Here is a 24,482-nt window from a genome sequence, read left to right as displayed (position 1 = left end):
TAAATAAGGAAAAAAATGTACGTAGAATTAGTTGATGAAACAGGCCAAGTGCCAAGTGAGATTATTGAACAAACCAAAGAAGTTTTAGCTTTTGCTGCTAAAAAACTGAACTTGAAAGAATCAACAGAAATGTCAGTAACTTTTGTTGATAATGCTCGTTCACATGAGTTGAATTTGCAATATCGCGAAACTGACCGACCAACCGATGTTATCTCATTAGAATATAAACCTGATGAATCAGAATTTTTCTTTGATGAAGATATGGAATTACCAGAGGAATTGTTGGAAGAAATGGATCCATTTATTGGTGAATTGTTTATTTCAATAGACAAGGCTGCTGAACAGGCTGCTGATTATGGTCACTCGATTGAACGTGAATATGGTTGGTTAGCTGTTCATGGCTTTTTGCATATCAATGGTTATGACCACTACACACCAGAAGAAGAGTCAGAAATGTTTGGTTTGCAAGAGGAGATTTTAACTGCCTATGGACTCACAAGATAAAGATGTAAAACTCTTTAAGAAAAAGGATTTTAATAATGGTAAAAGACCTGTTCAAGAGGATAGGGCCCGTTGGAAAAATCCTAATTTGCTTTCGAGTTTAGACTTTGCACTGTCTGGAATTTGGACAGCTTTTAAAGAAGAACGTAACATGCGTAAACATGCTTTGGCAGCCTTTTTAGCCATTGTTTTTGGTCTCGTTTTTCAAATTTCAGAATTTGAATGGCTCTTTTTGTTGTTGTCAATTTTTCTAGTTTTTATGGCAGAACTTTTTAATTCTGCTATCGAAAATGTGGTGGATTTAGCATCAGATTACCAATTTTATATGCGTGCAAAACGAGCCAAAGATATGGCAGCTGGGGCAGTTTTAGTTATTTCGGGATTTGCATTGATTGTTGGTCTGATTGTATTTTTACCTAAAATTTGGCATCTTTTCTTTTAGAGGATAAGCGGAAATGGATAGAAAAAATGATTTTCTAAAAATATTGAAAAAGAACTCCGAATTGATGTTCATTTTGGATGAAGTTTCTGTTTTAAATTTGCCTAATTATTATCTAGCCGCAGGAAGTGTCTTTCAAACGGTTTGGAATTATTCTGACGGAAATAATTTAATGACAGGAATTCACGATATTGATATTGTGTACTTTGATAAAGAGATTTCTGCTGACAGCTCTGCTAAAAATGATAAAAAGTTAGAAAAAGTTTTATCTGAAAAATTTCCCTATCAATTTGATATTCATAATGAAGCATACATGCATCTTTGGCATAATGGAAATAAAGTACCGTATAAAAACACAGAAAATGCGATTGAGCGTTGGATTGCTACGGTTCATGCTGTAGGCATAAGTGGTAATTCAAGCAATATTGAAATTTTTGCTCCCTACGGCTTAGAAGATATTTTTACTAAAACAATTCGGCCAATTTATCATGTCGATAATAATCGAATACTTTATGAAAATAAGGTTGCTAGGTGGCAAGAAAGATTTAGTAATTTAAAGATTATTGAATGGTCAGATGAAATAAAGAATTTATAAAAAGCTGAAAGGCTTTTTTATTTGATTTAATGATTAACGGCAGAGAGAAAAGCTCCTTATTTCATGAACACCAGCTTCTTTTAGAATTTGTGATGCGTGATATAAGGTGGTACCTGTTGTATAAATATCGTCAATTAATATAACTTTTGTAGGGACTTTTAGCCCTTTTTTTAATCGAAAAGGATTTGGACTTTCCAATCGTTCTTTTCGATTAAGGCTAGATTGTTTGACCGAATTCTCTTTTTCAAGAAGTTCAATAAAATTATCTTGTTGAAGAAAAGCAGTCACTTGATTGAAACCACGTTCCTCTAATCTTTTTGGTGAAATAGGAATTGGAACCAAAGGAGATTTTGGGGAAATACTTTTAAAATAGGGCTCAAAAATTTGGTATAATCGATAATCTCCAACAAATTTATACTGGCTAAAATAATCTTTCATTGCTTGATTGTAGTGAAAAATTGCCTGATGTCTGATTTTGTATCCTCTTTTTTCCCAATTTTGACAATCAGTACAGATCTCATGGACATTTGGCTTACAGCAGCGAGGACAGTGAGCTTCAGGGATCTTTTCAAAATTTTTTTGACATTTAGAACATAAAAGATTTTGAGGACTTTTGAGTAGGAAAAGTTCACTAAATAGAAAGTTTTGAGCAATATTTCTTGAACAAAGCAAACACTTTATCATGAAAAACCTCCCAGTTGGTTCATTTTTTTGATTTCTCTAACTGCCTGACACATTGCTTTGGATTTTCCGTAATGAAAAAAACTAACTAAGCCTGTTGGACGTTCAGGACTACGACCCACACGTCCAGCCATTTGTATCAGTGCGGATTTAGTGAAGTTTGGGTGCTCACTGTTGATGACAAAAACATCAACATTTGGAAAAGTGACTCCCCGTTCAAGAATTGAAGTCGCTATTAAAATAGTAATTTCTTTATTTCTAAAAGCTTTAACAATTTCCAATCTATCTTTTGTTGTTGAAGCAACGGAAGCAATTTTTTCTTTAGGAAATTTCAATTGTAGTTGTTTTGCAAATTCTTGTCCAAATTCAATTTCAGCAGCAAAAATAAGAAGAGGAAAGCCACTATTTCTTTGCTCAATTAATTTCTTATCAAATTTATTTTTCCAAAAAAATTTAGGCACGACTAAAGGAAAATTGTGAAAACGACGCGGGAGAAACAAAGGATAGAGTTTTTGCTTTTTTATATCTTTTTCAAGTTTGTCAGTAGAAGTTGCGGTCAAATATATTAAATTTCCTTCTATTTTTCTTGCTTTTTCTGCCGCAAAATAAAGCATTTTATTATCTCTAAAGGGAAAGGCATCAACTTCATCAATAATCAGCAAATCAAAAGCTTCCTTGAAACGTAAAAGCTGATGACTGGTCATTATTATTAATGGAGCTCGGAAATAGCTGTCGCCATCATGATATAAGAGTGGAATCTTACAGGAAAAATCACGTGATAATCGCTGATGAAGTTCAAGACAAACATCAATTCTTGGACTAGCTAGACCAACCACTCCACCGCTTTCTAAAATTTGCTCAATGACTTGATAAATCATTTCAGTTTTTCCAGCTCCAGTCACAGCTTGGACAATTATTTGCTGATGAGAATTAATTTCCTGACAGAGGGCATTTGAAATTGATTTTTGATTCTCTGTCAGTTTTCCCGACCAGTTTATATATGATTTCTTTGGGAAATTCTTTTGTGGCAGAAAGTACAAGAATTCATCGGAGCGGACTCGACCTAATTGAATACAACTTGGACAGTAAAATACACCAATTGGAAGTTTGACAGAATTTTTTATATGAACAGTCCCACAACGGTTACATTTTATTTTATTGGAAGAAATTGAAGTCATTCCCAAAATTGGATTCACCTTCGCTTCTAACAAAAAATTACTAAAAATTTTACTGACAGAAATCTTGTCAGTACTTTTTATAAGTTGTAAAATATCATTTTTTAATAATAAACGGCCAAATAACTTTTCTTGATTAGTGCTCATACTATTCTATACGAAAATGCTGTTAAAATGTAACAAAATTTGTTAAAATCAGTAGCATGACTATCACTATAAAAACTGATTTTATCAATGAAGAGGAAATCAAAAAATCACGATTTATTTGCCATTTGAAAAGAATTTCATCTGAAGAAGAAGCGCGTGATTTTATTGCGAAAATCAAAAAAGAACACTGGAAAGCCAATCATAACTGCTCGGCCTATACATTAGGTGACCGTCAAGAAATTCAACGAACAAGTGATGATGGAGAGCCGTCAGGGACTGCTGGTGTTCCGATGCTTGAAATTTTAAAGAAAAAAGAAATAATCAATGTTTGTGCCGTTGTTACTCGGTATTTTGGTGGAATAAAATTAGGTGCTGGTGGTTTAATTCGTGCTTATGCGGGCAGTGTAAATCATGCCATCGAAGCTGTTGGTTTAGTTGAATTTATCAATCAACGTGAGCTTATTTTAAATCTTGATTACAGCCTCTATGACAGCTTACAGCGCTTTTTAATTGACCAAAAAATCAAAATTTCGGATAGTGAGTTTTTGTCGGATATCAAAGTAAAATGTTTTATTGACGAAGAAAAGGTTGACGAAGTCATGAATTTACTGACAGAAACTTTTAATGGAAAAATAATCATGAAAAAAGGGGACAGTCAACAAGTAGAAGTTGAATTCCTGTCATAAAATATTGATTTTAAAAAGGGAGAATTCCCTTTTTATTTATATCATAACTGATAAAGGTTTCTGTTTAAGTTAAATCAGTTAAAATACTAAAAGAACAACAATCGAAAACCTATTTTCTTAAGAAAGGAGAAAAATGACAAAAAAATTAGCACAGCTTTTATTTTTCATTTATATATTAGGACTGATTTGGCTGGTATTATTTAAACTTTCTTTTCATCCACTTGCTTTTCTTGAAATGACGAATACAAGAAGTCTTAATCTGACACCTTTAGCCATGTCCGGCGGTCGTCGCGAGGTTTTATTTAATATTCTAGCTTTTATTCCTTTTGGTATTTTATTGACTATGAATGCACCAAAAATCTCCTTTTTAAATAAATTGGCAATTTCCATTTTATTAAGTTTTTCATTTGAAAGTCTACAATATCTTCTTGCCATTGGTGCAACGGATATTACCGACCTCATCACTAACTCACTTGGAGCCTTACTTGGAATAAGTTTCTATTATTTACTCATAAAAGTCTTTTCAAAAGCAAAAGTCGACCTTATTTTGACAATTTCTTTTACGATTTTGCTCATTTTTACGATAATCTTTATCAGGCAAAGCATAGTTCTAGGCACAGTGAGAGTGTAAAAAGTATGTTAGAATAGATGAGAAGATTATTTTAGAAGAGGAGACCTATGAAAATATTCAGAGGCTCATTTATTGTTAGTTTAATTGCCCTAATTATCGCATTTGTTTATGCCGGGTGGAATGGACTTTTTATTACGCTTATTCTTGCTGTTCTAGAAATTTCCTTATCTATGGATAACGCTATTGTGAATGCACGTATTCTCGAACGAATGAGTTCTGCATGGCAAAAAGTTTTCTTAACCTTAGGAGTTTTGATTGCCGTTCTTGGAATGCGTTTGATTTTTCCACTCTTGATTGTTGGAGTGTCAGCCCAAATTGACCCTATCAGTGCTTTAAAATTAGCTTTAGAAAAGGGAAATCCCAATACAGTAGGAACCTATGGTTATATTTTGCACCATGCTCATCCACAAATCGCAGCTTTCGGTGGAATGTTTCTATTGATGCTAGCCTTAGGATTTTTCTTTGATGAACGGGCACATACTTGGCTTAAAATACCAGAGAAAATCCTTCAAAAAATTGGAAATTTTCCGGCAGCAAATGCAATTATTTCCATTATTTTGCTTTTAATCACATCGGAATTTATTGCTAAAGATGCTCACACTGTTTTATTTGCTGGAATTTTAGGAATCCTAATTTTCATGCTTGTTGACGGTTTTGGAGAAACGATGAGTCATAGCAAAGCTGCAAACACAACAAGTAGTGTGGTTGCGACTGGTAAGGCTGGACTTGCTCTATTCTTATATTTGGAAGTAATAGATGCTTCATTTAGTTTTGATGGGGTAATAGGTGCCTTTGCAATTACAGCAGACCCGATTATTATTCTTTTAGGATTAGGTGTGATTGGAGCGATGTTTGTAAGAAGTCTTACGCTTTATCTTGTTCAAAAAGGAACATTGAATGACCTTGTATATCTTGAACACGGAGCACATTGGGCCATTCTCACGCTTGCATTTTTAATTTTAGCAAGTATCAAATGGGAGATTGGTGAGGTTGTTACAGGACTTCTAGGAGCTGTATTTATTATTCTTTCCTTTATTTCGAGTGTGATTTATAATCGAAATCATTAAAAAGATGACGGAAGTCATCTTTTTATTTTTAGAAAAAAAGTTTAAAACACAATATATTGTGTTTTTTATGATAAAATATAGATATTAAATACTATATATAGGTTTGGTTGTGATAATGAAACTTAGCATTTTACATATAAATAATACTCATCTCACCCTTGATAAGGTTTTTTCTTTAATTAATAAAATCAAAGAAGAAAATAAAAAAAGAGTCATAGAAACTTTAGTTTTAGGAGATGGAAATAGCATTTTTAATAACATTGAGCACAAAAATGATGAGCAAGACCTCCTGAATACCTTTCCTTTTGATGCGACGACATTGGGAAGTCATCAATTTGATGAGGGTTCAAAAGGAATAGTGGAAAATCTAAATAAAATAAATTTTCCAATCTTAGCCGCTAATGTTAATTTTGAAGATGATAAACTTTTAAATCCTTTAGTAAAAGAAGGAAAATTTATTCCTTATCTCCTTAAAAATACAACATCAGGTAAGAAAATAGGAATATTTGGTTTGACAACAATGGATATTGTTTATCGCTCACATCCGAGTGCGGAGACTATCTTTTCTAACCCTTTTGATAAGGCAGATTTTATAGTTAAAAGATTAAAGAACCTTGGAGTTGATGTTATTATTTTATTAAGTCAACTTGGAGAAGAAATGAACCAAATGTTAGCTCAACAATTTTTAGAAATTGATATTATTATCGATAAACCCGTAGGGACATCAGGAAAAAAAGTTGAAAAATGCGGAAATACACTCATTATTCAATCTGAAACTGATAACTATTCTCTTATAGAATCTGAAATCAATATTGATGACGAAGGCAATTTACTTTTTATTCAAGAAAATAATTATGTTTGAATATGATAGATAAACCAGAAAATTGATACCAAATAAGACAGAAGTAAGGTCATCAGTTTATTTTGCCTTGACAAAATGGGAAAATAGAGCTAGAATTTATAGGTAGCGACTCGAAGATAGTGAAAGTTCGAGAACAATAATGGCTTAACTTAAAACTGTAATGAACACAAATAAAGTAAAAAATAAAGGTGGAACCGTGCATTTGCACCCTTTGTCTCTTTTCGGATTTTTTCGAGGATTGATGAGTGTGTGAATTGCGGTTTTTTGAATTTCGGAGGAAAATAATGGCAAATAAAAAACTAGCATTTCAAGATATTATCTTGACCCTACAAGGCTTTTGGTCTAAACAAGGGGCAAACTTGATGCAAGCTTATGATAATGAAGTAGGAGCAGGAACAATGAGCCCTTACACTTTCTTGCGTTCAAACGGACCTGAACCTTGGGGAGCCGCCTATGTGCAACCTTCACGTCGTCCTGCTGACGGTCGTTATGGTGAAAACCCAAATCGGTTGTTCCAACACCACCAATTCCAAGTTGTATTAAAACCATCTCCAAAAAATATCCAAGAACTTTATCTTCAAAGTTTAGCTGAACTTGGAATTGATGCTTTAGAGCATGATATCCGCTTTGTTGAAGATAACTGGGAAAATCCTTCAATGGGATGTGCCGGTATTGGATGGGAAGTTTGGATTGATGGGCAAGAATGTACTCAATTTACTTATTTCCAACAAGTCGGAGGAATTGAAGTTGATTCCGTAACTTCAGAAATCACTTATGGTTTGGAACGTATTGCGACAGTTATTCAAGAGGTTGATTCTGTTTATGACCTTGAATGGGGGAATGGCGTAGCTTACGGTGATATTTTCAAAGAACCTGAATACGAACATTCTAAATTTGCCTTTGAAGAATCAAACCAAGAGCTTTTACTTAAACTTTTTGGAGAATATGAACAAGAAGCGCTTGATTTATTAGATAAAGGCTTGGTTCACCCAGCTTATGATTATATTTTGAAATCTTCGCATACCTTCAATTTACTTGATGCACGTGGAGCAGTTTCTGTAACTGAGCGTGCAGGCTATATGCATAGAGTTCGTACAATGGCACGTAAGGTAGCAAAAACTTTTATTGAAGAACGTGCAAAACTTGGTTTCCCGCTCTTAAAAGATGAAGCTTTGCGTGAAAAATACCTTGGTAAAAAAGGAAAATATACTAAGATTGTAGAAGGAGAAGAAAAATAATGACAAATTACTTACTTGAAATTGGTTTGGAAGAAATTCCAGCACATTTGGTGACTCCTTCAATCAATCAATTAGTCGAAAGAATGGAAACTTTTCTTAAAGAAAATCGTTTAGAATTTGATAAAATTATTAAATTTTCAACTCCACGTCGTTTAGCAATTATTGTTGAAGGTTTGGCAGAAGCGTCAGAAGCGATTGATGAAGAAGTTAAAGGCCCATCTGCTAAAATTGCTAAAGATGCGCAAGGGAATTGGTCAAAAGCGATTCAAGGTTTCTCAAGAGGACAAGGAGCTACTCCAGATGATTTAATACTTAAGGGTGATTATTATTATGCTAAAAAACATATTGACGGAGTAAAAGCAGAAGAAATTCTGTCTAAAGTTGGCGATGAAGTCATCGCAAAAATGACATTCTCAACTTATATGAAATGGGGAAATAATGATTTTCTCTTTGTTCGTCCAATTCAATGGATTGTTTCACTTCTAGAAGATAAAGTTGTTGCTTTTGATTTATTGGACGTAACAGCAAATCGTTTTTCACGAGGCCATCGTTTCTTGGCAAATGTTGAGGTTGAACTCAAAAATGCAAATGATTATGCTAGCAAAATGCCAGAAAACTTTGTTTTAGTTGATGCTGAACATCGTAAAGCAGAAATTTCAGCTCAAATTTTGGCTCTTGCGTCTGAAAATAAATGGCAAGTTACTTTGCATAAAGATTTATTAGAAGAAGTAAATAATATTGTTGAATATCCAACTGCCTTTGTTGGTTCATTTGATCCTAAATATCTTTCTGTTCCAGCAGAAGTTTTAGTGACATCAATGCGTGATAATCAACGTTATTTTGAAGTTTATAACCAAGAAGGTCAACTCGCACCAAACTTTATCTCTGTCCGTAATGGGAACGCTGAAAATATTGAAAATGTAGTGCTTGGAAATGAAAAAGTTTTGGTTGCTCGTCTTGAAGATGCAGAGTTTTTCTGGAAAGAAGATCAAAAACTTAAAATTGAAGATTTGGTCGCTAAACTTGCTAAAGTAACTTTCCATGCTAAAATTGGTTCAATTACTGAACACATGGCGCGAACAAAAGAAATAGCCGCTAAGTTAGCTGATATTGCTGGTTTGACAGATGAAGAAAAAAGAGACGTTGCTCGTAGTGCTGAAATTTATAAATTTGACCTTTTGACAGGAATGGTTGGAGAATTTGATGAATTACAAGGGGTAATGGGTGAAAAATATGCGCTTTTAGCTGGTGAAAATGCAAATGTTTCTGCAGCAATTCGTGAACATTATATGCCAACTTCAGCCGAGGGAGAATTGCCTGAAACAAAAGTTGGTTCTGTGCTTGCAGCAGCTGACAAAATTGATTCAGTCCTCTCTTTCTTTAATGTTGGTTTAATTCCTTCTGGTTCAAATGACCCTTATGCTCTACGTCGAGCAGTACAAGGCTTGATTCGTATTATTGAAAAAATGAATTGGCATTTCGATTTATCTTTATTTATCGACCAATTTGAAGGTGAAAATCATCTTGAAATTTTGGATTTCGTCAAAGCACGTATTCAAAAACTCTTGCTTGAAAAACTCGATCGTCATGATATTGTTGAAGCGGCAATTAATAGTTCAAGCTTTGATATTACAAACATGATGGAATCGGCTTTTGTCATTGATGGGCACAAACTTCACGAACCTTTTAAACCAGCAATTGAAAATGTTTCGCGTTCAATTAATTTGGTTAAAAAAGCAAAAGATATTAAAGAAATAAATCCAACACTTTTTGAAGAAGATGCAGAAGAAGCTCTTTATAACGTTGTTATTTCTCTTCAAAATCAATGGACTTATATGCCTGGTGAAGAAAAATTCAGAGCAATTGTTCATTCACTTGCACCTGCAATTGAAACTTTCTTTGAAAGTGTAATGGTAATGGCTGAAGATTTATCAGTTCGTGATAATCGTATTGCGTTGTTGTCAGAAGTTGTTGCATTAACAAGTGTTATGGCTGATTTTTCTTTGATTAATACAAAATAAAATTGATAGATTTACTGACAGAAAGTTTATTTATGACTCTAAAAAGCTGTCAGTAAAATTTGAGTTCTGTCAGTAATTTTAACAATATTCATGAAGAAAGGAACTAAGAAATGGCAATTACAAATGAACAAGTAGAACGTATTAATGAATTAGCGCGTAAGAAGAAAGCAGAAGGATTATCAGAAGCTGAGCTTGAAGAACAAGCCCTTTTACGTCGTGCTTATCTCGATAGTGTTAAAGCAAATTTCCGCTCACAAGTTGAAACCATCAAAGTTATTGATGAAAAAACAGGAGAAGATGTTACTCCGGATAAACTTAAAGAAATTCAACGTAAGAATGGGATGCGCGACTGAGCTTTTTCTTGCAAATATTTCATAAAATGTTAAAATAAATATTAATAAATGATGGGTATGGTGCACACCCGAAACCGCTTTAAGAATAAAATCTTAAAACTAATGGCGCCTACAAACAAAAGGCTATCTCCAAGTAGTCTTGTTTGTAGCGCCTTTTGTTTTGTAAAATATTATAAAGTGAGTTAAACTCACAAACAAGGAGTTTCAAAAATGAATTTTTTTAAAGTAGGAATTTCAAGAAGCGCAATTTTATATGTCTTCTTAGCTGTAATTATTGGGAGCTTAATTGGTATTGTTGATGCTATATTTGGTCGAGGGCTTATCTATATTACTGAATTTAGAGACAGTCATGCCCTATATTTAATTCCATTTTTAACCTTAGCCGGTCTCTTAATCGTTTATATTTATAAGAATTTTGGTAAAGACAGCCAAAAAGGAATGGGCCTAATTTTTGAAGCGGGGAATCATGGGCGAGAAGATATTCCAAAACGTCTTGTTCCGCTGATTGTTTTCTCGACTTGGCTTTCTCATTTGTTTGGTGCCAGTGTTGGTCGTGAAGGAGTTGCAGTTCAAATTGGTGGTGTGATTGGACATGCGATTGGTAAAAAACTCTCAGCAAAAGAAGCTAAAAAAATACTTTTGATTACTGGTATGGCTGCTGGTTTTGCAGGGCTCTTTCAAACGCCAATCGCGGCAAGTTTCTTTGCTATTGAAATTTTAATGTTGGGTAAAATTGAGTATAGAGCTTTAATCCCAGCTTTGGTTGGTTCATATGTTGCAAGTTGGACTTCAAGCAGTTTGGGATTAGAAAAATTTTCTTTCGCAATCAATACTAACATTCATATTGACCCTTTGGTTCTTTTAAAATTGGCTGTCATTGCCGTTTGTTTTGGACTTGTAGGAAGATTTTTTGCGGAATCTTTAGCTTTTATGAAAGCAACCGTCGCTAAAAGAATTGTTAATCCTTATTATAGAATTATTTTGATGGGAATTGTCATCTCAATTGGTTTACTTGTTATTCATTTGGACCGTTATGCTGGTCTTGGGACAAATTTGATTTCTTTAAGTTTTAATAGTGGACATATCAATGGATATGATTGGATATTAAAATTAATCTTTACGGTTTTATCAATTTCTGCTGGATTCCAAGGTGGGGAAGTCACACCACTCTTTGCTATTGGTTCAACATTGGGTGCAGCTTTGGCTATGCTCTTTGGTTTACCTGTCGAATTTGTGGCTGCTGCGGGTTATGTTTCAATTTTTTCAGCCGCAACAAACTCTTATTTTGGGCCAATTTTTATTGCTGCGGAGGTCTTTGGCTTTGGTTCGGTTCAATATATCCTACCAATTATGACAATTGCCTACGTTTTGAATGGAAATTCATCCATCTATGCGCAAGAAGTTCTAAATTTGGAAGTTTAAATAAAAAGATGACCTATCTGGGTCATCTTTTTTTATATAATTTTTCAGTTTTAATGTAATCAATAACGCTTTGAGGTAAGAAGTAAGTGGGTTCAATATTTTTGGCAAACATTTCCCTTAGCATTGTACTAGAAATTGGTAACAAGGGAGCATCAAGCCAAGTAACAGGATAAGGACTTTTGGAGATTGTATCCGTTCTTCTTAAGGCAATGAATGTCACAAGTTTTAGGAGTTCATCAATTTTGTACCATTTGGGAAGATATTCCACCATGTCGCTACCAATAATGAAATAATAATCGGTATCGGGATTAGCTTCAGTCAGGAGTTTGAGCGTGTCATAACTGTAAGATTTTCCACCACGTTCAATTTCAATCAACTCAAGACCGAGTCTAGGATTTTCTTTGATTGCTAACTCAAGCATTTTAACTCGATGTTTTGCAGAAATGGTTTCTTTTTCATCGACATGAGGTGGAATATTTTCAGGCATTAGTAATACCTTATCCAAATTCATTTGTTGGGCAACTTGGTCAGCCATCATTAAATGAGCATGATGAATTGGATTAAAATTTCCTCCTAATAGACCTACTTTTTTTCTGTTCCCTTTATCCATAAGGGGGCTTTCTCCTTAATTTTTGAAATTATTTAATCTACCAATATTTTGAATCAGTCAATTTATATTGTACCATAGCTCATCGCAATCTATAAGACTAAAGAAAAACTCCTCAAGGGAGTTCTTTAATTTAAGATTCGATTTGGACAATGTATCTACTGTTAATATAATGCTCGGTGTTATCCTCATCAATTACAAGGCAATTTCCGTTGCTGTAACCTTTCTTGAAATGTAAGGCAGAGACGACACTTCCGTCTATTAAGTGGATTTTTACACTATCATTTTGTTTAAGTAGTTTCTTTAGATAACTAATCATAATCCTCTCCTTTCTCCATTACTTCTATTGTAGTACAAAAAACATAAGTGGAGCAAAAAATTGACTAGTTTTATATAAAATACATGGCGAAATTTAAATTATAATTTATTGTATAATTATAAAGGGTTCCCAGTACAAATTTAGGGCAAAATTTGATAAAATAAAGATTAGAATTGCGTTAAAATCGGTATGATTAGCGGAAGTGAATATGGGAGAAAAAATTATGCCACATCTATATCAAGACGACAGTCTTACATTACATACGGACTTATATCAAATTAATATGATGCAAACTTACTTTGAGCTTGGACGACATCAGCGTCAGGCGGTCTTTGAGGTTTTTTTCCGTGAGATGCCCTTTAAAAATGGTTATGCTGTTTTTGCTGGTTTAGAAAGAATGGTTGATTATTTAAAGAATCTTAAATTCTCGGAAACAGATATTGCCTATTTGCGCGAATTAGATTATCCAGAAGATTTTCTAAATTATTTAAAAGAATTGCGTTTTACAGGAACAGTTAGAGCGATGCAAGAAGGACAACTTGCTTTTGCTAACGAACCTTTAGTGCAAGTTGAAGGTTCGCTTGCGGAATGTCAGTTGGTCGAAACAGCTATTCTTAATATTATAAATTTCCAAACTTTGATTGCTACTAAAGCTGCTCGTATCAAATCTGTAATTGGGGATGACCCTTTGTTGGAATTTGGGACAAGACGCGCTCAAGAAATGGATGCAGCCATTTGGGGAACACGAGCAGCAATTATTGGTGGTGCTGATGCGACATCAAACGTTCGTGCAGCTAAAATCTTTGGTTTGAAGGCTAGTGGAACACATGCTCATGCTTTGGTTCAATCTTATGGAAATGATTATGAGGCTTTTAAAGCATACGCACAGACACATAAAGATTGTGTCTTCCTTGTGGATACTTATGATACTTTAAGAGTTGGAGTTCCTTCAGCGATTAAAGTGGCGCGTGAATTTGGCGATAAAATTAATTTCCAAGGTGTACGAATTGATTCTGGAGATATGGCCTATATCTCGAAAAAAGTTCGTCAGCAACTTGATGAAGCAGGATTTACTGATGCAAAAATCTACGCTTCAAATGATTTAGATGAAAACACAATTTTAAGTTTAAAAATGCAAAAAGCAAAAATTGATGTTTGGGGAGTTGGAACTAAATTAATTACGGCTTATGATCAGCCAGCGCTTGGTGCAGTTTATAAATTAGTATCTATGGAAGATGAAAGTGGTCAAATGCAGGATACCATTAAACTTTCAAGTAATGCTGAAAAAGTTTCTACACCAGGTAAAAAACAAGTTTGGCGAATCACCAAAAAAGCAGATGGCAAATCAGAGGGGGATTATATTACATTTTCTGATGAACGCCCAGATGTAGCAGAAGAAATTTACATGTTCCACCCGCTTTATACCTACATCAATAAAAATGTGCGAGACTTCAATGCCAATCCACTTTTGAAAGATATTTTTGTGGACGGCGAATTGATTTATGAATTGCCAAGCTTGCAAGAAATTAAAGAATTTGCTCGTGAAAACCTTGAGGAACTTTGGGATGAATATAAACGTGATTTGAATCCTCAACCTTATCCAGTAGATTTGTCACAAGAATTATGGAATCATAAAATGCGCCTAATTTCACAGGTGCGTACAACAGTATCAATGACGAGATTGGATGATGAATGATGAGAATAAGACGAATAGACCTCTGTGATGCAAGACTTTTCTGGGATGTCCAAAAGCAATTGGATACAGAAAGTAAGTTCATGATGCTTGAACCAGAGGAGCGAAGATTTGATTTTAGCCGAACAATTGGTCGAATTTCACGTTTTGATTTTTTAGTTGGTGCTGATGTTGATGGAAAATTTGTTGGATTTCTGTCAGCCAAAAGAGGAAACGCTAATCGAATTAGAAATACGGCCTATGTTGTTGTAGGAATTATTGAAGAATTTCAACACCAAGGAATTGGTTCTCAACTTTTTGAGGAATTAGAAAGATGGGCAAAAGAAAAAGCAGTAAAACGCTTAGAATTAACGGTAATGATTAATAACTATGCTGCGATTGCCCTTTTTCAAAAACATGGATTCACAATAGAAGGCGTTCGCCGTGAGTCAATGTGTGTTGATGGAAAATACATTGATGAATTCTATATGAGTAAAATTTTAGATTAAAAATAGTTAATGACAGAGCTGTCAGTAAAATATAGAAACTGTCAGTAAAAGGAAGATAAAATGACATTACAAGATGAAATTATTAAAGAACTTGGTGTGAAACCAGTCATTGATCCTAAAGCAGAAATTAGGGTGTCAGTTGATTTTTTGAAAGATTATCTAAAAAAATATCCTTTCATTAAGTCTTTTGTATTAGGGATTTCTGGTGGTCAAGATTCTAGTTTAGCAGGTCGTCTGGCTCAAATTGCTATCGAAGAAATGCGTCAAGAAACTGCTGATGAGACTTATAAATTTGTAGCAATTCGCCTGCCATATGGTGTTCAAGCTGATGAAGAAGATGCCCAACGTGCGCTTGCTTTCATTCAACCCGATGTCAGTTTGACAGTAAATATTAAAGCTGCTGTTGAAGGACAAGTGGCAGCCCTCAATGAAGCTGGAATTGAAGTATCAGATTTCAACAAGGGAAATATTAAGGCACGTCAACGTATGATTACGCAATATGCTGTGGCTGGTCAATATCAAGGAGCGGTTCTTGGAACAGACCATGCAGCAGAAAATATTACTGGATTTTTCACAAAATTTGGTGATGGTGGAGCAGACTTGCTCCCACTTTTCCGCTTGAATAAACGCCAAGGAAAAGCACTCTTGGCTGAACTTGGCGCTGACCCAGCCATTTACGAAAAAGTTCCGACTGCAGACCTTGAAGAAGGAAAACCAGGACTTGCTGACGAGATTGCATTAGGTGTGACTTACAATGATATTGATGACTACACAGAAGGTAAAGTGATTTCTGAGGATGCTAAGGCTAAAATCGAAGCATGGTGGAATAAAACACAACATAAACGTCACTTACCAATTAGTGTTTTTGATGATTTTTGGAAATAAAAACAAAAAGTTACTGACAGGATTTCTGTCAGTAATTTTTTTATTAAAAATGATGAGGACTTGAATAAGAAGTAAAATGTAATTATGATATAATTAATTAAAACGTTTACAACAAAAAGGAGGGATAAGATGACATTTATTGAAGTGATTAATGAGTCTAAAATCTATCAATCAGGACAAGAGAAGATTTATGCCAATGACCAAGTAAATTTTGAAATTGAAAAAGGAGAATTGGCTGTCATTTTAGGTTCCTCTGGGGCAGGTAAATCAACAGTCCTAAATATTTTAGGAGGAATGGATACAAATGATGAGGGAGAGGTTATTATTGATGAGGAAAAAATCTCTAATTTTTCAAACAAAGAATTGATTACCTACCGACGTTATGCCGTTGGTTTCGTTTTTCAATTTTATAATCTTGTCAATAATTTGACAGCACTAGAAAATGTTGAATTAGCTTCTGAAATTGTCGAAAATGCTCTTGATGCTAAAGAAGTGCTGAAGAGTGTCGGTCTGGAACATCGGCTTCATAATTTTCCTTCGCAACTTTCTGGTGGCGAGCAGCAAAGAGTAGCGATTGCGCGTGCCATAGCCAAAAATCCAAAAATCTTGCTTTGTGATGAACCAACCGGTGCCTTGGATTATCATACAGGAAAACAAATCTTGAAAATTCTTCAAGATATGGCCAGAAAAGAAGGAAAAACAGTTATTATTGTCACCCATAATGCTGCAATTGCTCCAATTGCCAACCGTGTCATTCAAATGCATGATGGAAAAATTAAACAAATTGATAATAATAGCCAACCAGAAGATATCGATAGAATTGAGTGGTGAGCTATGCGAAAAAAAACTTTAAATAAAGAAATTCGCAGGTCAATTACGGGTTCATTAGGTCGCTTTATTTCTATTTTTTCCTTGATGTTGTTAGGGACTTTCGCTTTTGTCGGACTAAAAGTTTCTGGACCCGATATGAGAAGGACAGCGGAAGATTTTTATGCTCAACATCATTTAGCAGATTTGACGCTAACTTCAACTTTGGGATTGGACCATTCTGACCAGCAATTAATTAACGAAACCAAGGGTGTAAAAAAAGCAGAATTTGGCTATTTTCAAGATTTGGTAATCAAAGGAAAAGAAAATAGTCTGCGTTTATTTTCTAAACCAGATGAATTGTCAACTTATGAGTTAATGTCAGGCAAGTTGCCTCAAAAAGATTCAGAAATTGCTTTAGATTATTTATATGATGGACAATATAAAATAGGACAAACCATTGATTTTACCCCTCCCAAATCTAAGGATTCTGATTTGATAAAAAATCATTCCTTTAAAATTGTTGGATTTGTGAAATCAAGTGAATATGTCGATAAAAGTGATTTTGGCTCAACGACAGTCGGAACGGGTAAACTTAATGGGTATGCGCTTGTTACCAAGGAGGCCTTTGATTCTGATGTTTATATGATTGCTCGCCTATCCTATAAAAACTTACAAAATATCTCCATTTTTGATAGTAAATATGATAGCCGTTTAAAAACCGAACAAAAAACCTTAGAAAATACTTTTAAGAATCAACCAGAAAAACGCTTGGCAGCACTGAAAACTGGCCCAGAAAAACAGATTAATGAAGCGAAAAGTCAAATAGTTGAGGAAGAAAATCAACTCACTCAGCAAGAAAATCAATTAATTGCTCAAAAGAATCAAATTGGGGAAAATGCATCCGCTCAAGCGATTGAGCAAATCAATGCAGGCCAAAATCAAATTAATGATGGAAAAGAAAAGATTGCTAAAGCTAAAGCAGAGCTTGCAAAGCAGGAAACAGCCCTAAACCAGCTTGAAAAACCGACTTATCAAATTAATAATCGTAAAGAAGGAAATCCGGGTTACAAGACATTTTTAGATGATTCAACAAGAATTGACAGTCTTTCAAATATTTTTCCAGTAGTCCTTTTTGCGATTGCTTTATTAGTGAGTTTGACAACAATGACTCGTTTTGTGGAAGAAGAGCGAGGAAATCTTGGGTTACTGAAGGCTTTGGGATATTCTAACCGTGATATTCGTAAGAAATTTATGGTCTATGGATTAGTTTCTAGCGGTTTAGGAGCTTTAGTAGGAACAATTATTGGACATACCTTTTTGCCGATAGCGGTATTTAATGCTTACACAGCTTCATCTACCTTTAGCAATTTACGGTTAACATTCTCTCCTTTATGGACAATAGTTGCTTTTGCGATAGCTATTGCTTGTAGTCTTTTTCCAGCATATTGGGTTGTCCGAATGGAACTAAAAGAAGTACCAGCCAGTCTCTTTTTAGCAAAAGTACCAAAAGCAGGCTCACGGATTCTTTTAGAGAAAATTAATTTTATTTGGAAAAGAATGAGTTTTACTTATAAAGTGACGGCTCGAAATCTATTTCGCTATAAAAAGAGAATGTTAATGACTATCTTTGGTGTCGCTGGCTGTACCGCTTTACTTGTCATGGGATTTGGAATTCGTGATTCCATTTCTGGTTTATCAAATAAACAATTTGGTCAAATTTTGCACTATGACATGATTACTATTGAAAAAAATAAAGTAAATGACAAAGAAAAAGAAGAGATAGATAAAGAATTAGCCTCATCAGAAATTGAGAATTATTTGCCGATTGCCTTTGAAAATTTGACAAAAGAAGCCAGTGGCAAATTAGAAAAACAAGAGGTTAACTTAATTGCGACAAATCGTTCTGATGATTTATCAAAATACATTAGCTTAAAATCTCGTAAAAATAGTCAAAAAATTGAATTAAATAACTCTGGAGCAGTCCTTTCAGAAAAATTTGCTGAACTTTTAGACCTTAAAGTTGGTGATTCTCTGACACTAAAAGATAGTGAAAATCAGCCTCATAAGATAAAAGTAGCAGCAATTACTGAAATGTATATGGGCCATTATATTTTCATGAATCAATCGGTTTACCAAAAGGTTTTTAAAAAAGATTTTGTGGCAAATGCCCAATTGATTAAGTTGAAAAATGCGTCTACAAATAATATTCAAAAAATGTCAGCTCAATTTATGCAAGAAGACGGAATTCAAGCAGTTTCACAAAATAGTGATCTCAAAAAGGTGATTGAATCCTTTATGTATGGCATTAATAGTGTCATGATTGTTTTGATTACTTGTGCCATTTTACTTGCGATTGTTGTCATCTATAATTTAACAAATATCAATGTTTCCGAGAGAATTCGCGAATTAGCCACAATCAAAGTTTTAGGATTCTATGACCGTGAAGTCACACTTTATATTTATCGAGAAACGATTTTATTAAGCTTTTTAGGAATTCTGGTTGGTTTTGGTTTGGGGGATTATTTCCATCAGGTTATTATGAACCAATTGTCAGCTGACCAAATTATGTTTGCACCGGGATTACTTTGGACAAATCTTTTATTATCGGCAGCAATTACTTTTGCGACTACTCTTTTGCTAGCTATTGTTGTTCATTTCAAATTAAAAGCTGTGGATATGCTTGGGGCTTTGAAATCAGTAGATTAATCATTAAAAATTTTACTGGCAGCTTTTTAAGAAATAAAAAAATTACTGACAGAAATTTCATCAGTAATTTTTTTATTATTTTTCAACTTTACGTTTGAGGTCACCAATTTGTTGGCCTTTATCTTCGTCAGCTAAAATCTCTTCAAAAGCAGGGAGTAGAATTTCTTCTCCATATTTTTGGTAAAGAGCAGTAGTCACCAAACGATAAGCTAGTCGTGCATTTCTTGAAAGAATTGGCCCATGGAAATAAGTTCCAAAAGTATTTTTGTAAATTAAACCTTCGGTTTGGTCATCTGGATTATTTCCACCACCGTAAACGACGGTTCCTAGTGGCTTTTCGTCATCAGACAGATAGGTAATTCCTGAATGGTTTTCAAAACCATAATAAGTTTCACCAAATTCTTCATTGTGAGTTTCAATATCACCAATAAAACGGTCAGTTCGTAAATTTTCAGTATAATGTCCAAGAATTCCCGTTCCTTGAATTTTTGTCCCTTCGGAATTAACATAGTACTGACCGAGCATTTGATAACCACCGCAAATTGCAAGAAGTGGTTTTTCAGATTCAATGTAATCTTTTAAAGGTGCTGACAAGTCAAGCAATGATTGGTCAGCAATAATTTCTTGCTCATAATCTTGACCACCACCCCAGAAAACAAGGTCATAATCTTCTTTTGCAAAAGTATCACCTAAAGAAACGATATTGAAGGTCATTTCTGCCCCTAATTTTTCTCCGACATACTTGAGCATGAGAATATTTCCATTATCACCATAAGTATTCATTAAATCACCATAAAGATGAGCCACATTGAGGGAATACTTTGGATTTTCAAGATTTGATTTTAAAGAGATATAAGCCATTTAACGCATTTCCTTTCCAAGATAATGGCCCTCAGCCAATAATTCACGCATTTGTAACATGGCAGTGTAAGTTGCCAAAATATAAACATGCTCTTTTGGACTCTCTTTAATTGCCTCTAAAACTTCTGAAAGTTCCTTGCGTTCAGAAATATTTTCGGCATTAAAACCTGTCACACGCATTCTTCTAGCCATTTCAGATGAACGAACACCACCTGTGATAATTTGGTCAATTTCCATATCATTAATTAATTCAAAATTAGCATCCCAAATCCAACTTGTGTCAATTCCGTCAGCATAATTGGCATTTAAAAGGCTAACTAAAGTGAAAGGATAATTGGCTAATTTCATCATTTCAAGGGCTTGATTAGCACCTACTGGATTTTTAATCAAGACAATGGTTACTTTTTTCCCATCAATTTCAAGCGTTTCTTGACGACCAAAAACTGCTTTGGAAAGTTCAAAACCAGCCGCAATTGTTTCTTTTGGCACATTGAAATATTCAGCGACAGATACAGCAGCAAGAGCATTATAAATATTATAAAGTCCGCCAACATTAATTTTATAATCTGTCCCATCAATGACAAATTTAGAAGAAGTATTTGTAATCTCTGATAATTCTGTCAGTTGATAATCTAATTCTGGACGACTAAAGCCACAATTTTCACAGATATAATTTCCTAAGTTAGCATAGGTATTCATCTTGTAAGCCAAAATATGATGACAAACGGGACAAACAATCCCCTCAGTATTGTAATGAGCATGAGTAGGTTCATGGCTTTCATGGTTGAAACCATAGTATTTTACAGGATTAACTAATTTTTTTGAGTTGAAAAGTGGACTATCGCCATTTAACAAAACCGTACCTTTAGGACTATTTGCCGCACCCTTGACAATAAAGTCATAAGTTGTATAAATCTCGCCATAGCGGTCCATTTGGTCACGGAAAATATTAGTAAACACAAATAACGAAGGTTTGATATATTCAGTGATTTTTGGCAAACTCGCTTCATCAATCTCAAGAACAGCAAATTTCTTTTCGCCAGTTTTCGCTTTGGGAGCTTTCAAAAATGTGGATACAATCCCCGTTATCATATTAGCCCCAGTTGGATTTGTCACAACCGGTCCAAAAGCCTTTTCTAGAATTCCCACGGTCAGTGCTGTGGTCAATGTTTTTCCATTTGTCCCAGTCACAACAATGATTTCATAATTTTTTGTCAGTGATTTAAGAATTTCAGGATCAAATTTTAAAGCAATTTTTCCTGGTAAAGTTGAACCGCGCTTGAAAAATTTTTCCAAGACAAAGCGCGATGAATTACCAGCAAACTTTGCAAATGAAGTTTTTATTGTCATAAGCAATATTATACCAAATACAGGGATTTTTTGCTCTATAAAATTTGAAAAAAAATTTATAAAACATATTTGATACTACTAACAAAAAAAAGTGATAAAATAATATCATTATGAATAGCAGAATATTCCAACACAATACTTTTACGACACTTTCTAGTGGTTTTTACAAGGGAACGATTACCCTCAAAGAAGCACTAGAACACGGATCAGTCGGTATCGGCACACTTGATACTGCAAATGGAGAAGTGACCATTATCAATGGAATCGCTTATCACGGGGACTCAGAAAATCATGTCCGATTAGTTGAAGAAGATGAGACAATGCCTTATGTGGCAATGGTCGAACATCGGCCAATCGCAAAGTTTACTGACAGCTCTGTCAGTAATTCAGAAGATTTTCTGTCAGCACTGACCAAGCGATTTCCAACAGCAAATACCGCTTATACTATTGTTATGACTGGTCAATTCAAAGAAGTGACAGTCAGTAGCAAACCAGCCAATAACACTCGTCCTTATGACGAAATTATGGCTGACCAACCTTATTTTACAAAAGAAAATATTTCTGGAACTATGGTTGGAGTTTGGGCGCCAAAACATTTGACTGACCTTTTTGGTCTTGGTTTTCACTTACATTTTGTCAGTGATGATAAAACTTTTACCGCACATGTCCAAAATTTCATTACAGAAAACCTTGAGATTGAAATTGGTAAAATAACCAAAATTGACCAAGAATTTCCTGACGATGATGAAAACTTTGACCAGCACTTATTTCAATAATTTTGTCTGATATAGAAGACGGAGTTCTCGAATTTCATTACTATTCAATTGAGAACCCAGTAATTTGATTAAAATGTAATTTATAGAATATTTTGCTATAAAATAAAAGTAATTATAGCTCTCACAAAACCGCTCTCTACATAATAAGAGCGGTTTTTTATTGCAAAATATGCTATAATTATTCTAACTGATTTTTAGTTATAAAAAAGCAAAAAGAAAGTTCAGTGGATGAAAAGTAAATTTCAAACCAGTTTAGGTCCACAAGAACTCTTATAAAGGAATCAAAATGAATCTACAAGAAATGAACGCGCGTAAGGAAAAAATTCGTAATTTTTCGATTATCGCCCATATTGACCACGGAAAATCAACACTTGCTGACCGTATTCTCGAGCAAACTGAAACTGTTTCAAAACGAGAAATGCAAGCCCAACTTCTTGACTCAATGGACCTTGAACGTGAACGCGGAATTACCATTAAATTAAATGCTATCGAGTTAAATTATAAAGCCAAAGATGGTGAAACTTATATTTTCCACCTCATTGACACACCAGGTCACGTCGATTTTACTTATGAAGTTTCACGAAGCCTTGCTGCCTGTGAGGGAGCAATATTAGTTGTTGATGCCGCACAAGGAATCGAAGCCCAAACCCTTGCAAATGTTTATCTTGCTTTGGATAATGACCTTGAAATTTTACCAGTCATCAATAAGATTGACCTACCAGCTGCTGACCCAGAAATGGTCCGTCAAGAAATTGAAGATGTGATTGGTTTAGATGCCTCTGAAGCCATTCTTGCTTCAGCCAAAGCTGGGATTGGTATTGAAGAAATTCTTGAACAAATTGTTGAGAAAGTTCCTGCCCCTCAAGGTGAAGTTGACGCTCCGCTCAAGGCTTTGATTTTTGACTCAGTTTATGATGCTTATCGAGGCGTTATCCTTCAAATTCGGGTCATTGACGGCTCGCTTAAAGTTGGGGACCGTATTCAATTGATGAGTAACGGTAAAGAATTTGATGTCACAGAAGTTGGTATTTTCACGCCAAAAGCTGTTTCTCGTGATTTCTTGATGGCTGGAGATGTTGGTTATGTAGCAGCATCTATTAAAACCGTTGCGGACACACGTGTCGGAGATACCGTGACCCTCGCATCAAATCCAGCAACTGAGGCCCTAAAGGGTTATAAAGAAATGAATCCAATGGTATTTGCGGGGATTTATCCAATTGAATCAAATAAATTCAATGACTTGCGCGAAGCCCTAGAAAAACTTCAATTAAACGATGCTAGTCTTCGTTTTGAACCTGAAACATCGCAAGCGCTTGGTTTCGGATTCCGTTGTGGTTTCCTCGGTCTCTTGCATATGGATGTCATTCAAGAGCGTTTAGAACGTGAATTTGGTATTGATTTGATTATGACCGCGCCATCCGTTGTTTATCATATCAATACAACGGACGGTGAAACCCTTGAAGTAGCCAATCCATCAGAATTCCCAGATCCTACGCGCATTGAAAACATCGAAGAACCATTTGTTAAAGCTCAAATCATGGTACCAAATGATTTCGTTGGTCCGGTTATGGAATTAGCTCAACGGAAACGTGGAATTTTCCTAACAATGGATTATTTAGACGCAAATCGGGTCAATATCATATATAATATTCCATTGAGTGAAATTGTCTTTGATTTCTTTGATAAACTTAAATCATCAACTAAAGGTTATGCCAGCTTTGATTATGAGATTTCTGATTATCGTCCATCAAATCTTGTGAAAATGGACATTCTCTTAAATGCCGAAAAAGTCGATGCCTTAAGTTTCATTGTCCACAAAGACTTTGCCTTTGAACGCGGAAAAGTCATTGTTGAAAAACTTAAAAAACTCATTCCACGTCAACAATTTGAAGTGCCAATTCAAGCGACTATCGGAAATAAAATTGTTGCCCGTTCAGATATTAAAGCTCTTCGTAAAAATGTATTGGCCAAATGTTATGGTGGAGATATTTCCCGTAAACGAAAACTCCTTGAAAAACAGAAAGCCGGTAAAAAGCGGATGAAAGCCATTGGTTCAGTAGAAGTCCCTCAAGAGGCTTTCTTATCTGTGCTCTCAATGGATGAAGAATAAAATATCTTAAAATCACCATCAAGGTGGTTTTTTGTTACAATAAAAGAAGTAGAAAAGAG

General features: G+C 34.7%; 23 protein-coding genes and 1 riboswitch. Of the genes, 18 read left to right on the top strand and 5 right to left on the bottom strand.

Annotation, left to right across the window (positions count from 1 at the left end):
- The first annotated feature begins 15 nt into the window (after positions 1–15).
- From ybeY to HFD15_RS06185, 3 genes are read left to right on the top strand one after another with little or no spacing between them, the layout of a single operon-like run.
- Positions 16–504, top strand: coding sequence for an rRNA maturation RNase YbeY (ybeY, locus tag HFD15_RS06195; RefSeq protein WP_003130652.1), 489 nt, complete (start codon positions 16–18; stop codon positions 502–504).
- Positions 488–943, top strand: a complete 456-nt coding sequence (locus HFD15_RS06190) for a diacylglycerol kinase family protein (RefSeq protein ID WP_003130653.1) — start codon at positions 488–490, stop codon at positions 941–943. The genes ybeY and HFD15_RS06190 overlap by 17 nt, the downstream gene beginning before the upstream one ends.
- Positions 944–956: 13 nt before the next feature.
- Positions 957–1,535 (top strand): nucleotidyltransferase family protein, encoded by a 579-nt coding sequence (locus tag HFD15_RS06185; RefSeq protein WP_003130655.1) that lies wholly within the window; start codon positions 957–959, stop codon positions 1,533–1,535.
- A 33-nt stretch (positions 1,536–1,568) separates the two neighbouring features.
- Here HFD15_RS06185 and HFD15_RS14260 read toward each other — a convergent pair whose 3' ends face one another.
- Together HFD15_RS14260 and HFD15_RS06175 are read right to left on the bottom strand one after the other, a co-directional pair.
- The gene (locus HFD15_RS14260) at positions 1,569–1,973 is read right to left on the bottom strand and encodes a ComF family protein (protein WP_021722514.1); all 405 of its coding nucleotides are present in this window, start codon (positions 1,971–1,973) and stop codon (positions 1,569–1,571) included.
- A 242-nt stretch (positions 1,974–2,215) separates the two neighbouring features.
- Positions 2,216–3,538: a DEAD/DEAH box helicase gene (locus tag HFD15_RS06175; protein ID WP_058208412.1), complete on the bottom strand. Its 1,323-nt coding sequence runs from the start codon at positions 3,536–3,538 to the stop codon at positions 2,216–2,218.
- A gap of 56 nt (positions 3,539–3,594) precedes the next feature.
- On the opposite strand from HFD15_RS06175, the gene HFD15_RS06170 reads away from it, so the two are divergent.
- From HFD15_RS06170 to HFD15_RS06135, 8 genes are all read left to right on the top strand, one after another.
- Positions 3,595–4,224, top strand: coding sequence for a YigZ family protein (locus tag HFD15_RS06170; protein WP_003130660.1), 630 nt, complete (start codon positions 3,595–3,597; stop codon positions 4,222–4,224).
- Positions 4,225–4,357: 133 nt separating this feature from the next.
- Positions 4,358–4,855, top strand: coding sequence for a VanZ family protein (locus tag HFD15_RS06165; RefSeq protein ID WP_058208413.1), 498 nt, complete (start codon positions 4,358–4,360; stop codon positions 4,853–4,855).
- Between the two features lie 47 nt (positions 4,856–4,902).
- Positions 4,903–5,922 carry a DUF475 domain-containing protein gene (locus HFD15_RS06160; protein WP_058208414.1) on the top strand — a complete coding sequence of 340 codons (1,020 nt, stop codon included), beginning with the start codon at positions 4,903–4,905 and terminating at the stop codon, positions 5,920–5,922.
- Positions 5,923–6,037: 115 nt separating this feature from the next.
- Complete coding sequence (locus HFD15_RS06155; RefSeq protein ID WP_058208415.1) at positions 6,038–6,784, top strand: bifunctional metallophosphatase/5'-nucleotidase; 747 nt, start codon at positions 6,038–6,040, stop codon at positions 6,782–6,784.
- A 284-nt stretch (positions 6,785–7,068) separates the two neighbouring features.
- The gene (gene glyQ, locus HFD15_RS06150) at positions 7,069–8,022 is read left to right on the top strand and encodes a glycine--tRNA ligase subunit alpha (protein WP_003130667.1); all 954 of its coding nucleotides are present in this window, start codon (positions 7,069–7,071) and stop codon (positions 8,020–8,022) included.
- Complete coding sequence (gene glyS, locus HFD15_RS06145; protein WP_058208416.1) at positions 8,022–10,043, top strand: glycine--tRNA ligase subunit beta; 2,022 nt, start codon at positions 8,022–8,024, stop codon at positions 10,041–10,043. The genes glyQ and glyS overlap by 1 nt, the downstream gene beginning before the upstream one ends.
- A 110-nt stretch (positions 10,044–10,153) precedes the next feature.
- Positions 10,154–10,396 carry a DUF896 domain-containing protein gene (locus HFD15_RS06140; protein ID WP_004255340.1) on the top strand — a complete coding sequence of 81 codons (243 nt, stop codon included), beginning with the start codon at positions 10,154–10,156 and terminating at the stop codon, positions 10,394–10,396.
- Positions 10,397–10,440: 44 nt separating this feature from the next.
- Positions 10,441–10,515: riboswitch (Fluoride riboswitch) on the top strand.
- A gap of 91 nt (positions 10,516–10,606) precedes the next feature.
- Positions 10,607–11,818 carry a voltage-gated chloride channel family protein gene (locus HFD15_RS06135; RefSeq protein WP_058208417.1) on the top strand — a complete coding sequence of 404 codons (1,212 nt, stop codon included), beginning with the start codon at positions 10,607–10,609 and terminating at the stop codon, positions 11,816–11,818.
- A 22-nt stretch (positions 11,819–11,840) separates the two neighbouring features.
- Here the strand turns inward: HFD15_RS06135 and HFD15_RS06130 are convergent, their stop codons facing one another.
- Entirely contained in the window at positions 11,841–12,428 is a 588-nt protein-coding gene (locus HFD15_RS06130) for a nicotinate-nucleotide adenylyltransferase (protein WP_047206255.1), read from the bottom strand.
- Between the two features lie 539 nt (positions 12,429–12,967).
- Between HFD15_RS06130 and HFD15_RS06125 the strand changes: the two genes are divergently transcribed.
- The 5 genes from HFD15_RS06125 (at position 12,968) to HFD15_RS06105 (ending at position 19,326) form a co-directional block, all read left to right on the top strand.
- Positions 12,968–14,440 (top strand): nicotinate phosphoribosyltransferase, encoded by a 1,473-nt coding sequence (locus tag HFD15_RS06125; RefSeq protein ID WP_021722509.1) that lies wholly within the window; start codon positions 12,968–12,970, stop codon positions 14,438–14,440.
- Positions 14,437–14,925 (top strand): GNAT family N-acetyltransferase, encoded by a 489-nt coding sequence (locus HFD15_RS06120; protein ID WP_081042659.1) that lies wholly within the window; start codon positions 14,437–14,439, stop codon positions 14,923–14,925. The genes HFD15_RS06125 and HFD15_RS06120 overlap by 4 nt, the downstream gene beginning before the upstream one ends.
- A 60-nt stretch (positions 14,926–14,985) precedes the next feature.
- Positions 14,986–15,810, top strand: coding sequence for an ammonia-dependent NAD(+) synthetase (gene nadE / locus HFD15_RS06115; RefSeq protein WP_012897716.1), 825 nt, complete (start codon positions 14,986–14,988; stop codon positions 15,808–15,810).
- Positions 15,811–15,939: 129 nt separating this feature from the next.
- Complete coding sequence (locus HFD15_RS06110; protein ID WP_010905758.1) at positions 15,940–16,641, top strand: ABC transporter ATP-binding protein; 702 nt, start codon at positions 15,940–15,942, stop codon at positions 16,639–16,641.
- 3 nt (positions 16,642–16,644) lie between these two features.
- The gene (locus HFD15_RS06105; protein WP_058208418.1) at positions 16,645–19,326 is read left to right on the top strand and encodes an FtsX-like permease family protein; all 2,682 of its coding nucleotides are present in this window, start codon (positions 16,645–16,647) and stop codon (positions 19,324–19,326) included.
- A gap of 75 nt (positions 19,327–19,401) precedes the next feature.
- On the opposite strand, the gene gatD is transcribed toward HFD15_RS06105, so the two are convergent.
- Both gatD and murT read right to left on the bottom strand, forming a co-directional pair.
- Positions 19,402–20,187 carry a lipid II isoglutaminyl synthase subunit GatD gene (gatD, locus tag HFD15_RS06100; protein ID WP_058208419.1) on the bottom strand — a complete coding sequence of 262 codons (786 nt, stop codon included), beginning with the start codon at positions 20,185–20,187 and terminating at the stop codon, positions 19,402–19,404.
- Positions 20,188–21,537: a lipid II isoglutaminyl synthase subunit MurT gene (gene murT, locus HFD15_RS06095; RefSeq protein ID WP_003132046.1), complete on the bottom strand. Its 1,350-nt coding sequence runs from the start codon at positions 21,535–21,537 to the stop codon at positions 20,188–20,190.
- A gap of 110 nt (positions 21,538–21,647) precedes the next feature.
- On the opposite strand from murT, the gene HFD15_RS06090 reads away from it, so the two are divergent.
- Both HFD15_RS06090 and lepA read left to right on the top strand, forming a co-directional pair.
- Positions 21,648–22,313, top strand: a complete 666-nt coding sequence (locus HFD15_RS06090; RefSeq protein ID WP_058208420.1) for an acetolactate decarboxylase — start codon at positions 21,648–21,650, stop codon at positions 22,311–22,313.
- A gap of 286 nt (positions 22,314–22,599) precedes the next feature.
- Entirely contained in the window at positions 22,600–24,423 is a 1,824-nt protein-coding gene (gene lepA, locus HFD15_RS06085; RefSeq protein ID WP_003132048.1) for a translation elongation factor 4, read from the top strand.
- The last annotated feature ends 59 nt before the right edge of the window (positions 24,424–24,482 follow it).

It is taken from the genome of Lactococcus sp. EKM203L (genome assembly GCF_011800585.1).
In the GTDB taxonomy this organism is placed as follows: Bacteria; Bacillota; Bacilli; order Lactobacillales; family Streptococcaceae; genus Lactococcus; species Lactococcus lactis.
Note: the sequence above shows the minus strand (reverse complement) of the source record. Positions and strands in the feature narration are given on the sequence as shown.